General features: G+C 41.9%; 13 protein-coding genes, 1 tRNA gene and 1 pseudogene. 9 read left to right on the top strand and 6 right to left on the bottom strand.

Features of this window, described 5'->3' with window-relative positions:
- Positions 1-93 precede the first annotated feature (93 nt).
- A complete protein-coding gene (locus tag LN893_RS05775; protein ID WP_229968850.1) occupies positions 94-1,173 on the top strand; it encodes a sensor histidine kinase in 1,080 nt (359 codons plus the stop codon).
- A gap of 25 nt (positions 1,174-1,198) precedes the next feature.
- On the opposite strand, the gene LN893_RS05770 is transcribed toward LN893_RS05775, so the two are convergent.
- The 5 genes from LN893_RS05770 to LN893_RS05750 form a co-directional block, all read right to left on the bottom strand.
- Complete coding sequence (locus tag LN893_RS05770; RefSeq protein ID WP_229963126.1) at positions 1,199-1,408, bottom strand: hypothetical protein; 210 nt, start codon at positions 1,406-1,408, stop codon at positions 1,199-1,201.
- 724 nt (positions 1,409-2,132) lie between these two features.
- Positions 2,133-2,206: transfer RNA gene (locus LN893_RS05765), tRNA-Arg, on the bottom strand.
- A gap of 118 nt (positions 2,207-2,324) precedes the next feature.
- Positions 2,325-2,852: a GAF domain-containing protein gene (locus LN893_RS05760; RefSeq protein ID WP_229968849.1), complete on the bottom strand. Its 528-nt coding sequence runs from the start codon at positions 2,850-2,852 to the stop codon at positions 2,325-2,327.
- A gap of 131 nt (positions 2,853-2,983) precedes the next feature.
- Positions 2,984-5,158, bottom strand: coding sequence for a PAS domain-containing sensor histidine kinase (locus LN893_RS05755; protein ID WP_229968848.1), 2,175 nt, complete (start codon positions 5,156-5,158; stop codon positions 2,984-2,986).
- A gap of 404 nt (positions 5,159-5,562) precedes the next feature.
- The gene (locus LN893_RS05750; protein WP_229968847.1) at positions 5,563-6,066 is read right to left on the bottom strand and encodes a GAF domain-containing protein; all 504 of its coding nucleotides are present in this window, start codon (positions 6,064-6,066) and stop codon (positions 5,563-5,565) included.
- 416 nt (positions 6,067-6,482) lie between these two features.
- On the opposite strand from LN893_RS05750, the gene LN893_RS05745 reads away from it, so the two are divergent.
- A complete protein-coding gene (locus LN893_RS05745; protein ID WP_229968846.1) occupies positions 6,483-6,899 on the top strand; it encodes an organic hydroperoxide resistance protein in 417 nt (138 codons plus the stop codon).
- Positions 6,900-7,048: 149 nt separating this feature from the next.
- On the opposite strand, the gene sucC is transcribed toward LN893_RS05745, so the two are convergent.
- Positions 7,049-8,245 (bottom strand): ADP-forming succinate--CoA ligase subunit beta, encoded by a 1,197-nt coding sequence (gene sucC, locus LN893_RS05740; RefSeq protein WP_229968845.1) that lies wholly within the window; start codon positions 8,243-8,245, stop codon positions 7,049-7,051.
- A gap of 228 nt (positions 8,246-8,473) precedes the next feature.
- Here sucC and LN893_RS05735 point away from each other — a divergent pair, with 228 nt between their 5' ends.
- The 7 genes and pseudogenes from LN893_RS05735 to LN893_RS05705 all read left to right on the top strand — a co-directional run.
- Positions 8,474-9,538, top strand: coding sequence for an AI-2E family transporter (locus LN893_RS05735; protein WP_229968844.1), 1,065 nt, complete (start codon positions 8,474-8,476; stop codon positions 9,536-9,538).
- 121 nt (positions 9,539-9,659) lie between these two features.
- Positions 9,660-10,316, top strand: coding sequence for an ABC transporter ATP-binding protein (locus LN893_RS05730; protein WP_229968843.1), 657 nt, complete (start codon positions 9,660-9,662; stop codon positions 10,314-10,316).
- 559 nt (positions 10,317-10,875) lie between these two features.
- Positions 10,876-11,655 (top strand): hypothetical protein, encoded by a 780-nt coding sequence (locus tag LN893_RS05725; RefSeq protein WP_229968842.1) that lies wholly within the window; start codon positions 10,876-10,878, stop codon positions 11,653-11,655.
- A 309-nt stretch (positions 11,656-11,964) separates the two neighbouring features.
- Positions 11,965-12,549 (top strand): hypothetical protein, encoded by a 585-nt coding sequence (locus tag LN893_RS05720; RefSeq protein WP_229968841.1) that lies wholly within the window; start codon positions 11,965-11,967, stop codon positions 12,547-12,549.
- 104 nt (positions 12,550-12,653) lie between these two features.
- Positions 12,654-14,597 (top strand): RecQ family ATP-dependent DNA helicase, encoded by a 1,944-nt coding sequence (locus LN893_RS05715; protein WP_369427656.1) that lies wholly within the window; start codon positions 12,654-12,656, stop codon positions 14,595-14,597.
- Positions 14,598-14,781: 184 nt separating this feature from the next.
- Positions 14,782-14,979, top strand: coding sequence for a hypothetical protein (locus LN893_RS05710; protein ID WP_229968840.1), 198 nt, complete (start codon positions 14,782-14,784; stop codon positions 14,977-14,979).
- Positions 14,980-14,991: 12 nt separating this feature from the next.
- Positions 14,992-15,516, top strand: a pseudogene (locus LN893_RS05705) (head GIN domain-containing protein); the annotation flags it as partial.
- Positions 15,517-15,850 lie beyond the last annotated feature (334 nt).

Genomic DNA, 15,850 nt, shown 5'->3' with positions numbered 1-15,850 from the left:
TCAAGAGAGCGGGCGTAAAACTGCAAGTCAAAATACTTAGGTATTGCGTATTGCCACAGCTTGAGCAATCTGGTTTTCAAAAAGCAACTATAGATGATAAAAGCTTCATCAGACAACAAAGGTAAATTCAAAAAGCTAATAGAGTTAAACGATGAACTCGAAAACTATTTCAATAACACGATAATACCGCAGTTGTTTGTGGATGCAAATATGATTCTGCGCAAGTTCACACCTGCTGCCATGAAGCACTTCAAGCTTTCAGCCGATGATGTGGGCAGGCACATAGACGAGGTGTCCAACAACATCCGCTTCCCGACCATCATCGAGAACATCACCGAGGTGATTGAGAGCAGCAAGGATTTGGAGAAGGAAATCCAGACAACCGATAAAGTGTGGTATCAGATGAATATACTGCCCTACATCATCAGGAAAGAGAATAGGACAAACGGTGTTATCATCACCTTCATCGACATCAATGACCGCATCCAAATCCTAAAGGGGTACGAGAAGCTGAGCAGAGACTACGAAAACATAATCCACTCCATCTCCCATGACATAAAAGGTCCGATTTCCAACATGGAGGGCTTAATCAGGATTCTAAAAACGATACCAGAGAGTGAAGAGGATAATAAGCTAATCATCGACATGCTGAGCGAGTCGGTGGGTAACCTGCGCAGAACGGTGGAAGACCTCGCTGATGTCAACTACGATATGGAATTTGCGAAAGAGCCAGAGCGTGTAAACTTCGAAAACGTAATAGAGGACGCCAAGCTTGCGCTAAGGGATAAGATAGCGGAGTCCAACGCAAAAATCAGTACCCAAATCGGGGTAACAGAAATCAACTTTTCCCGAAAGAACATCAGAAGCATCATCTACAATCTGCTCTCGAACGCCATCAAGTACAGAAAGCCAGATAGCGAACCTGTGATTACCATTTCTACAGAGATTGCTGAGGAACAAATTATGCTAAAAGTGAGCGACAACGGCTTGGGGATTGCGGAAGACAAACAACAGGACATCTTTAACCGCTACACCAGGCTACATACCGATGTTGAGGGTACTGGCGTTGGTCTGTTCATCGTCAAAGGAATGGTGGAATCCATGGGCGGTAGGATTGAAGTTGAAAGCAAGGAGGGCGAAGGAACATCCTTCATGGTATACTTTAATAACTGAAATAAACTGTGTGATAATTGGTACATTATTTTGTGTGCCAAACAACAGCGTGCTTCTGTGTCTGCCTTAGTTCCTGCACCCTTTTGTTCAGATTCTCTCTGGTGTAGGCGGTTTCTGTAGCCATCTCAGGTTGTTTCTTGGAAAAATAGTCCAGATATAGCAGGCACTGGCTAACCTCACCAGCACCCAATTTGCGAACATCTACTTGTCTGATATAGTCATATAAGTTATCCATGTACAATTTTACGAAATCAGCAGGTTTTGCGGATATTTGTAAATACTGAAACTTCAACAGATTAACACTTAAATACTTAATTAATACTGAATGTATTAAACTACTACCTGCTGCGTACCAGACTCACGGAAGCCATTGGCAGCAAGAAATGCTCTCCATGTTACGGATTCACCGAGACCTATCAACCCTGAGATAACTCCTGCAATAGCACGCTCACAAGTATGTTCAGTTTAGATAAAATGTAAGTCTATAATTCTGGACAAGTCGAAGTAGACTTCTACTGGTGCATCGATGCTTGTTACGAGGCTTATGGTAGGAATGAAAGCTAAGATTAGTTAGAGGTAGGTGTTAAATGGAAGATACGTCACAATGGCTGCTATCGCTTACATACGTCTACTCAAGTTTTCAGTAGAGTTTACACACATCTACTAGTGTGGTTAAATAACCTGAGTGATACCTTCAAGAATATATTAAGGAAAGATAATAAAAAGATTTATTAGAAAAGAGGCTGTCTGATATAGTAAATGTAGACTGGAAGGGCTTTAAAAGGGAGATTCAACTGAATTTCAGATATAACAATTCGAATTATTTGCCATCAAACTTTAATCAAACACCAGAGCCATTTAATCAAACATTTTCAGCATTTGTTTGATTAAATGGCTCTGGTGTACAAGCAAAACGCTGACCATCAAATAGATAGCCAGCGTTAATGTTTGATTAAATGTGCACTCGAGAGGATTCGAACCCCTAACCCTCGGAGCCGAAATCCGATATTCTATCCAGTTGAACTACGAGTGCTGATACTGCTTGCAAAAATAGAAAGTATGCGCACAAAACGAAACATTAACCGCAATAAATATTACGTTATTTTCGGCTTTCTTGATAATGCCAACAGCTATGGTATACTGTTTTAAGCTTAACCCATTGCGGCTGCGGCTGACTTACGTTCCTCAAGCTCATCCATAACCACAGTTGCTAATCCTTCTAATATATGCTCGTCGGCTTTAGAAAAAGTTCTAGGCTTCTTATCTACAATGGCAACTACTCCTATGTTGTAGCCGTCTGGTGTTTTTAGTGGAGCAGCGGCATAAAACTGTAATCCCAAACTGCCGTGAACAAAAAGATTTGTAGCCAAGCATGGCTCTGTTTTCGCATCTTCAAAAACGGTAACCTCAGCTTTTAAAACAGCTTGCGAGCAGATAGTGGTGTCTCGGTCAAATTCACTTACACCATCCATACCTACACTTGATTCCGCTATAACCTTCTTTTCATCTACAAAATTTACAAAAGCTACAGGCACATTGAAGATTTGTGCCGCCATACCTACCACGTGCTGAAAAGCACCAGTTTTGTGGTAGTCATCAATAATGTTATAGCCGTATAGCTTTTCCAGTCTCTCTTTTTCGTTACTTGGAGCGTATGCCTGCTCTGGTATATCCTGCATGTTCTTTTATGCTTTTATAAAGCGGTTTTACTTTAATGCTGTGCTGATGTAGAACATCCAAAAGTCAAAGATTCTTGATCGGTAACAGGCCGTTATAATTCATTTCATCTGAAGAAAATTATATGCATTTGCTAACTATTTGGTAAATACAGCAGGAATTTTGTTCCTTGGCCAACACGGCTGCTGACTTCTACATGGCCACCCATTGCTTCTAAATGGGTCTTAACTAGAAAAAGTCCTATGCCTCTGCCGTTTCTTTTGGTATGGAACCGCTTGTATAGCTTAAAAATTTGGCCTTTAGCAAGCTTCATATCAAATCCAGAACCGTTATCGGTGAAGGAAATAATGGTGCCTTTTTCTGAGTTACCAAAGCATTTAATACTGATGACAAGCGGGCGTTCCTCTGATCTGTACTTAATTGCGTTCGACATCAAATTAAAAAAAATGCTGTACAGGTATGCTTTGTTAGACTTAACATGTAGCCCTTCCGCAACACTACTCATAAGCTTGCCGCCACAGCCCTGAAGAGGTTCCTGTAGCGATGATGCCACCTGTTGAATGACGTCATTTATATTTACCTGTTCTGTTTCCAAATTCCCATTACTGTCGCGGATGGCTAAAATGGAGTTCATATCCTTCAGCACGGTGTCGAGCTGCTTAACGCTCAGGTTAAGGTTTGCCACAGACTTGTCGAATAGGTCTGTGTTCTTGTCTACCTTAGTTAGAAGATAAGTTAGTCCTAATGCATTGGCAACAGGAGATCGAAGGTTGTGGGAGACAATGTAAGTGAACTGCTGTAAATCGCTGTTCTGCCTGTATAAGTCATTTGCCAGTTTAGAAAGTTCAAGTTCAGAGTTTTTAAGTGCCGTGATGTCGGTGTGTACCTCAATAAAACGTTGCAAGTTCCCGTCTTGATCGAATATTGGGCTTATGTCTACGCTAACCCACACTTCTTCACCGTTTTTCTTGACATTAAGCTCTTCAAAGGAGACTGATGCACCCTTTAGAAGTTGCGGTTCCAAATTATCAAAAGGCTTGTTATTATCGCTGCCCTTTTTAAAAAGATCTGTAGGTTGTTTGCCGATGGCTTCTTCGAGAGTATGGTCCATGAGCCTGGTAAACCCATTGTTTACCCACTCTATGTTCCAATCTTTGTCTGCAATCAGCACACAATTGTTTGTCTTGTTTGCTACCAGCGACAACTTTTCGAGCTCATCCCTGGATTTTATTAGCTCTGTTATATCATCAAAATAAACAGATAATCCATCTTTTGATGGAAAGGCTTTAACCCGAAGCCACAAGTCCAGTTCACCTAGGTAAGACTGAAAGTGCACTGCAGTTCCTGTCTCAAGGGCTTGAACATACTGCTTGTGAAAGACTCCACCTGCTTGTTCAGGAAATACTTCCCATACATTTTTCCCAAGATGATGTTTCCTGTCTATAAAAAGCAGCTTTTCAGCTTCAGAGTTTATATAGTTGATGTTCCAATTTCTATCTAGTATAAGTAAGCCGTCGGTAATGCTCTCAAAAATTGTGTTAAGTTTATCAGCTTGTTGCTGTATCGTTTCGAAAGAGCGAATTACCTCTGTAATATCTTTCATGATAGTTTTGATGTAGATTATCTCACCCTTGGAATAAACAGGAAATTTAACCACATCATAAGTTCTACGCTCATTAAGATTCGATATAAGGTCCATATTGAACCTCAACTTATTACCTAGCAGTGACTCCTTAAAGTTGTATAAGCAAATAGGTACCGCTTCTGGAGGCAAAAATGAGGTGGTAGGTTTGTTTAAAGCAGCTTCTTTATCTAGGCCAAAGACATCGCAAAAGCTTTGATTAACATCTAAAACAAAACCTTCTTTATTTTGGATAAAGATGATGTCGGGGTTGTTCTCAAATAACGTCCTGTAACGGTGTTCACTTTCCTGCAGTTTTACTCTTGTGTTTTTAAGGTCGCTTACATCACGAGCAACACAAAAAACAACTTTTTCTTCTTCAGACCAAACAGCAGACCATAAAATCGACACTTCATGCCCATCCTTATGTATCAGGATATTTTCAAAACTCTTTGACTGCGATCCATTCAGAGTTTCCTGAGCCATGAAAGCTGTGCTGGGAACATAATCTGGGTGTAAGAACTCCGTATAGTGGCGTCCTACCATTTCATCACTACTGTAGCCTATAATGCTTTTACTAGCTTCGCTTACCTGGCTGTAGAATCCATTCTGGTCGAAGGTGCAAAACATATCAGGAGAAACTAGTGACATTTTCTCCCACATTGTAGGATTTATAAGGCTATCCATTGATGGAATGGTTTTGTATTAAAGTTTGTCTAAGTTTCGAAAGATAAAGAATATGGTCTTAAATATATATAAAAATACAAGTAAAAAAGCTCTATTATAATCAATTCTATAGAACTAAATTAAGTTCCGTTCGGATTTTTGATTTGTATTGTTTTCTTTCCAGCTTTGTATATTTGACTATAATAAGAAGGGTGTTGTATCATCATAATTTTTATACCAAAACAGGTAAGCCTTAATGTGTATAGTAGGAAGGAACAAAAAAGTTGCCTAGCCTGAATAGCAAAAGGCCTCATTAGATTAAGTATCTAATGAGGCCTTTTGCTAGCTTTCCTTTTAGCTAAGAAATATTTTACTATAAACCTTTACGGCAGGTGGTGCTATAACACAGATATAACTAAAACAAGTTACTTTTTCTCTATTTCGTCCATCACGGCAGAAGCAAGGCTTTCTAACATCTTTTGGTCAGAAGTAGAAAAGTCTCTTGGCTTCTTATCGACAATACACAATGCGCCGATGTTATAGCCGTCAGAAGTAATTAATGGTGCGCCTGCATAAAACCGAAGACCGAAGTCGCCAACTACCAAAGGGTTTGCCAACAAGCAAGGGTCTTGCGTTGCATTTTCGAAAACAGTCGTGTCGTTTCTGAGTATGGCAAGCGAACAAAGGCTGGTTCCTCTGCTTACTCTGCTTTCTTCTCCCATACCTATAGCTGCCTTCGTAATTACATAGTCTGCATCCACAAAATTTACGAGTGCAATAGGTACATCAAACATGCGTGAAGCAATGGCAACGATATGCTTGAAGGGACCTTCCTCCTGATAAGTATCTAGCACATTTAAGCTGCGTAATTTCGCCAGCCTCTCATCTTCATTATCTGGTATTATTGGTCTGCCAAAAGTGTTATCCATTATGTATGGTAAAAGTGGAAATCAGCTTCTAATGCTGATTTTTATAAAAAGAGTAAGAGTTATTGTATATACAAATCTAACACCATTTTAGTTGATGTATAGACAACCTTGAGTTTAAAATTATACAAATGAAGCCTATACCTGTCAAATGACATGTTTTACTATGAATAAGGATGTGAAGGTTTGTTACGCATTATACTTTTAAGCAGTATGTAGTAGCAGCCGAACATAAAACAGGATGTGATGCCAGAGGCTCTTTTAAATTGTAAAAGCTTCAAAGTTGCTTGAGAAATTATTGTTGTTCAAGAAGAGTGTAATAACAGGGTGGGGGTGGAGATTTAGCAGCCATTTGAAAACATATTGAATGTTTTGGGAGTTAAAACTTATAAGTGAAACTATAAGAACAAAAAATTGCTATGGAAAAAGTGTATACGGCAGTAGTAACTGCAACAGGAGGTCGTAAAGGCCATGTAAAGTCTTCGGATGGTGTAATAGATATGGCTTTGGCCGTACCTGAAGGAATGAAAGAAAAAAGTGAAAAAACAAACCCAGAGCAGTTATTTGCTGCAGGCTATGCGGCTTGCTTCCAGAGTGCTTTGATGTTAGTTGCGGGGCAGGAGAAGGAGCGTTTAAATCCAGATTCTACTGTTACAGCACATGTCGATTTAATAAAGCAAGATGAAGGCGGCTACGGTTTGGGCATAAAACTATCAGTTGACCTGAAAGAACTGGATAAGGAAAAAGCTAAGCAGCTAGTTGATAAGGCCCACCAGGTTTGCCCTTATTCTGTTGGTACCAGAGGTAATATCGAAGTTGAACTGGAAGTTGTCTAAAGTTAGAATTTAAAAGGTTAGAAGGTTAAAAAGTTTTTCAGTTAACAATCTCAAACTTTCTAAATCATTTACTCTTTAACTTACTACTAGCATATAAACAAGAAAGGCTGCCAATTTTGGCAGCCTTTCTTGTTTATATGCTAGTAGTTTTAGGCTTCTGCCAAAACTTGCTTTACTTTTTCTGCAGCTTCTTTCAGCACTACCGCTGAGTAAACTTTCAGGCCAGACTCGTCGATGATGCGAGCACCTTCTTCAGCGTTTGTACCTTGCAGACGAACGATGATTGGAACACGAATGTCACCGATATTCTTGTAAGCCTCCACTACACCGTTAGCTACACGATCGCAACGCACGATACCACCGAAGATATTGATCAGGATCGCCTTTACGTTCGGGTCTTTTAGGATGATGCGGAAACCAGCCTCTACAGTTTGAGCGTTTGCGCCACCACCTACGTCCAGGAAGTTAGCGGGCTCACCTCCAGAAAGCTTGATAATGTCCATGGTAGCCATCGCCAAACCTGCACCATTTACCATACAGCCAACGTTACCGTCAAGCTTTACATAGTTTAGGTTGTGTTCACCAGCCTCTACTTCCAACGGATCTTCTTCTGAAATATCGCGTAGAGCAGCCAGGTCTTTGTGGCGATATAGGGCGTTGTCGTCAAGGTCAACCTTCGCGTCAACGGCTAATATTTTGTTGTCTGAAGTTTTCAACACAGGGTTGATTTCAAACATAGACGAGTCAGTATCAACGTAAGCTTTGTACAGGTTGGTAACAAATTTCACCATTTCCTTAAAAGCTTCGCCTTCTAATCCGAAAGCAAACGCAATTTTACGCGCCTGGAAACCTTGCAAACCTGTAGCTGGGTCAATCCACTCTTTGATGATTTTCTCAGGAGACTTTTCAGCAACTTCCTCAATGTCCATACCACCTTCGGTAGAGGCCATGATTACGTTCATGCCTTTGGCACGGTCTAACAGAATACTCAGGTAATACTCCTTCGGCTCAGAATCGCCTGGGTAGTATACGTCCTGGGCAATAAGTACTTTCTGTACCAGTTTTCCTTCAGGGCCAGTCTGGTGTGTTACCAGGGTCATGCCCAGAATCTGATCAGCAATCTCTTTCACTTGGTCAAGGTTCTTAGCAAGCTTTACGCCGCCACCTTTACCACGACCACCCGCATGGATTTGTGCTTTAATCACATGCCAGCTTGTGCCAGTTTGTTCAGTCAGTTTTTGGGCAGCTTCTACAGCTTGCTCTGGCGTTTCAGCCACGATACCTTCCTGTATGCGTACACCGTAGCCTTTGAGAATTTCTTTAGCCTGATATTCGTGTATGTTCATGCTTTCAGTTTTGTTGGATGCACGAAAGTAAACCATTATCCCTTTAAATTCAAGCAAAGCTTTTTTTAAATATTCCTGCTATGGATAAGGTTGGTTTCGCTCTTATAGTTTTTCTTTTTTCTGAATCATACGGTAATAATGCTGTAAAGGCTACTAGGGCAACGTGTATTGTTGATTAGGAGTAAATAATAAAGTAATCTGAAAATATTTTCATACCAATTTGTTGCAATGGATATATATACTTTTTCGAAACGTGTGGCGCTGGCAGCTTTTCTCGTCCTGTTGATAGGTGCTGGGTTTTACCTGTTAGGCAATAACCTGTACTTCTTTTTGTTAGTGTTTGCGGGTATTCTGCTGTCAGTCCTTTTCTGTGGCATGACCGATTGGATCACTAATAAAATGCACATAAAGCGAGGTATCAGCTTAACGTTGTCGGTGCTGTTCTTTTTTGGTATACTAGTTGGAGCTTTTATACTTCTGGCACCAACAGTTAACGAGCAGGTGCAAGAAATGAAGCAAACAATACCGCAATCGCTGAATCAGGTTGAGGAATGGCTTAGCGACCGTGAATGGGGAGAAAAAGTTATAAATCAGATACCTGATGATGTAAGTACCGCTGTTCCAGAAGGTGGAGACATAGCTTCCAAGGTGGGCGGTGTCTTCTCATCCACCATTAGTTTCCTGGCCGACCTTGCCATAGTAATCATCACGGCACTTTTTTTTGCCTCAAGTCCAAAATTATATACAGAGGGTTTTGCCAAGTTGTTTCCGAAAAGAAAGCGATACAGGGTGTTAGAGGTTTTGGACAAATGCTATAAAACGTTAAAGCTATGGCTGGTAGGTATGCTGTCGGCTATGGCTGTTATTGGTGTTAGTACTGCCATTGGGTACAGTTTAATAGGTTTGCCAATGGCCCTTGCACTAGGTTTTATCGCGTTCTTATTAGCTTTCGTTCCAAACATCGGCCCATGGTTAGCGGGAATTCCTGCTGTGTTGGTTGGTCTTACGGAGGGTTCGCAGGTGGCGCTGTATGTCATACTTGTGTATGGTGGAATTCAATTGATAGAGAGCTATGTTATTACCCCGATAATTTTTCAGAAAACGGTTGACTTGCCGCCTGCCTTGTTGCTGTTTGTGCAGGTACTTTTCGGTATTTTGCAAGGAGGACTGGGTTTATTAATGGCGGCTCCTTTACTAGCGGTAGTAATGGTGCTGGTAAACGAGTTATATATAAAAGACGTACTGGAAAAGCCAACTGACCAAGAAGCTGCCGCCGCAACAAGCAGGGGCTGAAACAGTCTTGGAATCTAACTTCTGCCAAAACATAGAAAGCATTACCAACGTTTGATGTTTGTTTTGTAGCTTTGAGCACTATAATTGCTACAGAACTTGCTGTCCAATCAACTATAAAACTTTGTTACAGGCATCTAATATTCATAAAAAATACGGTTCACTTCAGGTGCTTAAAGGCATCGATTTGTCAATTGCTGCAGGAGAAGTGGTTTCTATAGTTGGGGCATCTGGTGCTGGCAAAAGTACACTGTTACATATTTTGGGTACCCTGGACACAGCAGACACTGGTGAAGTAATGTTCGACGACAAGAACATTTCGAAGATGAATTCCAGTGAGATGGCGCGTTTTCGAAACAGGCATATTGGGTTTATTTTCCAGTTTCATAACCTGTTGCCAGAGTTCTCTGCCCTCGAAAACGCCTGCTTGCCTGGCCTGCTAGCTGGCAAAACTGAAAAAGAAGTTCAGGAACGTGCGGCGCAATTGCTAGACATGCTAGGCCTTTCGCACAGAATGCACCACAAGCCATCAGAATTATCGGGAGGAGAGCAGCAGCGTACGGCGGTGGCACGGGCTCTTGTTAACTCTCCCAGAATTATTTTTGCCGATGAGCCAAGCGGTAACCTCGATTCAAAAAACGCACAGGAGCTTCACGATATCTTCTTCAAGCTACGGAGCGAGTTTAACCAGACCTTTGTGATCGTTACCCACAACGAGCAACTAGCCGCCATGGCCGACAGAACACTGGTAATGAAAGACGGACAAATCGTTTTAAGTTAGAAAAATAGAAAAGTAAAAGGTTATAAAGTTGTGAGGGCGGGAATTCATAAAGTTTTCAAACCTCATGCCGTTCTAACGATAGTAGTAGCGAAGTTTGAGCGATTGTTCAAGCCTGCAGTACAACTTCCAGGCTTGAACAATAGATTTTCCACCACAGAAAGCAAGAATCATCCGTGTGTCTATGCCCTTGTTGTATCTTTCAACCAACAAGCACAACAGCGGTAACAAGTAGCTAGCAACCTCTTAATGCTTCGTAGCCAATTTCTATGTCACGGCAACACAATTAAGGGGAGTACATCTAACAATCGCTTATTTTCGCAGCCATAAAAGTTAGAGGTTAGCTACCATCAATATCGTTCTTTTTACTTTTTTACCTTCTAACTTTCTACTTTTCTAACTCAAATCCCGCAGCTTTTGCTAAAAAACTAAAATATTTAGGAATTAATTTGTAACAGCCTGAATAACAGTGGTATAAAATAGCTATTTTTTATCATCTTTTGCACTATTTTTTTTGCAGTTGTGTTTACTATATGAACGATAACTAAAAAACTAAATAGAAATGAATCAACCAGTTAAGGAAACTAAAGAGCAGAGAAAGGTGAAAGTAGAAAGCTATGATATTGCCAAGTCTGACGAAACACTTCATCTGGCGGTTGACCTTGCTAAATTCATTAAGGAAAACCGACTTTATCAGAATATACAAGGCAAAGAGTATGTTAATGTGGAAGGATGGCAGTATGCTGGCTCCCGTTTAGGTATTCTGCCAGTAGTGGAGCATGTAATCAACATCAGCACCGACGACGAGATTAAATACCAGGCGAAAGTAAATCTTCTGGATTTGCGTAGCCAGCAAGTAGTAGGTGCAGGTTTTGCAATTTGCTCTAGCCGCGAACAAGGTAAAAAGTACTACCAGGAGTTTGCCATTGCATCTATGGCGCAGACACGTGCCATTGGCAAAGCATATCGTAATATCTTGGCCTGGATTATTAGGGCAGCAGGTTACGAGCCGACTCCTGCGGAGGAAATGGACTATAGCGGCAATGAGCCAGCAAAAGCTGGAAAGCAGGTAGCAGTACCAACCGAGAAAAAAGCAACTATGAAGGCTGCTGCTGATACAACGCCAGAAGCTGAAGAACAAACTACAGGTGTGCGCTATGCCTCTGCTAAGCAGAAAGAAGAAATCATACGTTTGCTAAACAACCCTGTGGTAACACGCCAGGAAAAGACAAAGATGTTACTAAACATCAACCGTTTTGATGAAGAGCGTGCCGCACAGGCCATCGAAAAGCTAAAGAAAGTAATAGAAGAGCGCGAGGACGGTCAGTCTGCCGCAGCTTAATTACACGTAGCAGTAGCAAAGCCCTGCCTCCAAAACTGGAGGCAGGGCTTTTTTGTTTTCTCTTCATGCTCTAAAATATTGGCTTAAGTATAAAATATGTTTTTTAGATAAAGCGTGTATAAGCCGTACCTTTATTTATGATTCCTGTTCTAAAAAAGCAGATAAAAGCATTGCGTTGAAGCTGTAGATTTTTGCTCCTACTAATTTCATTCCATTTACCCGCTAAAAGATGTGTCAAAAGAAATATAGTGATGTTCTTTAGTAGAGGTGTGTAGATAAATATAATTTTGCAGCACAATATTCTACTCTATGAAGACTTTGAAAAAAATATTGCTTTCGATGCTGGCACTAGGATCAGTGTTTGCATTCCAAACTGCTCATGCGCAACCAAAAGCCTACGAACAAGGTGGCTACATTTTCAATGCTGGCATTTCGCTTGGTAGCTATGGCTATGGCTATGTTGGTTCCCGATCTGGAGGATTTATTCCTGTTACAGTATCTGTAGAAAAGAGTTTTCATGAGTACATTAGTGCTGGCCCGTATTTGGGCTATGCAAGCTGGAACTACAACGGCTCTGGCTGGAGGTATAGTTGGAATTACGTAACTGTTGGCGGGCGCGTAACCTTTCATGGTTCTTCACTCATAAACGAGCACCTCGATGCTGATATTGATGAGAAGAAGTTAGACCTTTATGGTTCTGTCATTTCAGGACTTGAGTTCAGAAAGTATTCAGGGGATGATTTTAATGTATACGACTACGGAAACGAAATCAAACTTATATTTGGGCCAATTCTAGGGGCAAAGTATATGTTTGACGATCAGGTGGGGGCTTATGTAGAGGGCGGACGCGGTACCTTTGGCTACGTAACCGTAGGTGTCTCTCTTAACTTCTAAAGAACCGCTTTAACTGCACATAAAAAAGGTCCTCTGTAGCAAGCGCTGCAGAGGACCTTTTTTATGTGCAAAGTATATGAAGAGATTGTTGCAATGGCGGCAGATTGTTTAATTTTGAAGCCGATAACATAGCAGCTTTGCAGGACATCCATCATATACTGAAATCTTATTGGGGTTATGAACAGTTCAGGCCTTTGCAGGAAGATATTATTCGCTCGGTGCTGGCTGGTCAGGATACCTTAGCACTGTTGCCAACAGGCGGTGGTAAATCTATTTGCTTTCAGGTACCAGCCTTAGCTTTGGAGGGAATTTGTATTGTCGTCACACCGCTGATCGCGCTGATGAAGGACCAGGTGGAAGCGCTCAAAAAGCGAGGCATAGCAGCCATTGCTATTTATTCTGGTATGAGTCGCCGTGAAATAGATATAGCCATGGACAACTGCGTGTACGGCAACGTAAAGTTTCTGTACCTGTCGCCAGAGCGGTTGCTAACGGAGCTGTTTCAGGAGCGGGTGAAACGCATGAAGGTAACGCTGCTGGCTATAGATGAGGCACATTGTATTTCGCAGTGGGGATACGATTTCAGGCCGCCATACCTGCAGCTATCAGAGTTGCGGGAGCAGTTGCCACAAGTGCCTGTTATCGCGCTTACGGCTACCGCGACTGAGCAAGTAAAGCAGGACATTCAGGAAAAGCTTAAATTTCCGAAGGAAAATGTTTGTCAAAAGAGCTTTGCCCGCGACAATCTTTCTTACTCTTGCCTGGCAACAGAAGATAAAACAAACCGCTTGCTGGAAATACTACAGCGCATGCCAGGGCAAAGCATCGTGTATGTCCGTAGCCGTAGGCAAACCGTTGAGATGGCGAAGTTTCTGCAAAGCAGGCGCATTTCGGCAGCTGCTTACCACGCAGGCTTGAAGTTCCAGGACAGAAGCACAGTGCAGCAAGCGTGGGTGCAGGACAAGGTACGGGTAATAGTCGCTACCAATGCCTTCGGTATGGGTATAGATAAGCCCGATGTAAGGCTAGTGGTGCACCTCGATTTGCCTGAAAGTTTGGAGGCTTACTACCAGGAAGCAGGTCGTGCAGGGCGCGATGAAAAGTATGCCTACGCCGTTATGCTTTTCGGGCCAAACGATGCAACTGAGTTACTGCAAAAAGTGGCAGAGGCGCACCCTCCAGTCGAGCTCATCCGCAGAGTATACCAGTCGCTGGCAAATTACTACCAATTGGCCGTAGGTAGCGGCCTCATGAGCAATTTTGATTTTGATATTGCCGACTTCGCTAAGAACTACAAATTGAAGCCGCTGGAAGTGCACCACGCTATAAAAAGGCTGGAGCAGGAAGGGTATGTACAGCTAAACGAAGGATACCATCAGCCTTCGCGTTTGTTATTGGTTCTGGATAATCTAAAGCTCTACGAGTTTCAGTTGGCTAACCCCGAACATGATTTACTTATCCGCATGGTGTTGCGGCTTTATGGTGGTGAAGCTTTCTCCAATTTTGTGAAGGTGTCGGAACGTAAGTTGGCACAGCAGCTACAGGTGCCCGAGCAGGAAGTGCGGCGAAAGCTGGAGTATCTGCACAAACTACAAGTGCTTTTTTACGAGCCTCAAACGGATGCGCCGCAAATTATATTTACTTCGCCAAGGCAAGATGCATCTAGTCTGAAACTGGATACAAAGAGGCTGCGCCAGTTGCGAGAGCGCGCTACGCTTCAGGCTAAAGAGATGGGCCGCTATGTAGAAGCCACCAACCGATGCCGTACGCAACTGCTGCTAGAATATTTTGGGGAGATTAGCGACAAAAGCTGCCGCATCTGTGATTTTTGCTTGGCGCAACGCAAAAAAGAGCGGCAAGGGCAGGAGGGAGAGCAGCTGCAGGGTAAATTGCTGGAACTGCTACAGGCTAAGCCCTTTTTACCCAAGGAGCTGGTGCAGCAATTCGCTCCCAAAGAGGCCAACGCAGTAACAGAGCTTATACGCCAGTTGGTAGACGTAGGCAAATTACGTTATGCCGAAAGTGGAAAGCTGGAACTAACGCAATAGTACTTCTGCCATTATTATTTAATGTAGCAGTGCTGGTCTTCAGCATCGGGTTTCGAAGTTACTCTCCTTTCTTCAATCAAGCTTCTGCGGTGTTTTTTCCTCTTAATAGAATATAAAAGAAGCTGCTGCAGCTATAGTTAAGGTTTAGGTATCTACATACTATTACTATCTATTATCTAAAACTATGAAAAAGAAATTAACATTACAGACCTTCAAAGCTGCTGGTTGGTCGCTGGTGCTTCTTCTATTAATTACCTTGCTTGGCTCCTGTGCTGATCCTAATTGTATAAAAGGGGAGGGAGAGGTTGAAACACGCGTTCTTCAACTAGACCCTTTTGATGCCTTGCAAGCCAACGGTGATTTCAAGATAAAGATCACCTAGGGTTCTCCGCAGAAAGTGGAGGTAAAAGGAGAGCCTAACATTCTGAACCAACTGACAACAGATGTGGAAGATGGGAAGTGGTGGCTCGACTTCAGAAGCTGTGTCAGAAGAAGCAAGACAGTAGAAGTGCTGATTACAGTACCTGAAGTTCAGTCGCTTGTTATGAATGGCTCTGGCAGCATTGTAGCCACTAACACTATCGAAACCGATGAGTTGCATCTGGAGGTGAACGGATCGGGTAGAATAAGTATGGGGGTGGAAGCTGAAAAGCTGATCAGCAGGATAAGTGGTTCAGGTGAGATTGTCTTAGGAGGTAGTTCGTTACTGAGCACCCTTACGATTTCAGGTTCGGGAAAGTATAACGGCCTCGATCTGCAAGCTGAAGATATTACGGTTAACCTTTCAGGATCGGGTAAGGCAGAGGTAGCAGCTAGTAACTCGCTTACAGTTAGCCTCAGGGGTAGCGGCCAGGTGGTCTACGTCGGCACTCCGAATGTTAGCTCACAGGTAAGTGGCTCTGGAAAAGTGGCCCAATAGTAATCTTTAGTATATACAAAATTATTTTGCCCCTGTAACTACTGATTCAGCTACAGGGGCTTTTTTATTAAGTCATAGTTTATTATTGTACTTTATAAATATTAATTAGATCTAATTTAGCCTTTTGTTGAGTTTTCTTGCTTTAATAGAATATTAATTTAATTCAATCTTATTTATAATGAGAAATGTCATTGCTTGATAAGAATAGGTCTTTTTATGGCTTTAATCATTGTTTTTAATGAGTTGCAGGCTAATGAGTTATGTGAGACTGATTTAGCAAAAAAATATTTTATTAAAATGTAGTGCAATATTGAATTTTAAGAATACATTTGCT

The sequence above is a fragment of the Pontibacter harenae genome, assembly GCF_020907245.1.
In the GTDB taxonomy this organism is placed as follows: Bacteria; Bacteroidota; Bacteroidia; order Cytophagales; family Hymenobacteraceae; genus Pontibacter; species Pontibacter harenae.
This window is presented reverse-complemented; position numbering and strand designations above follow the sequence as displayed.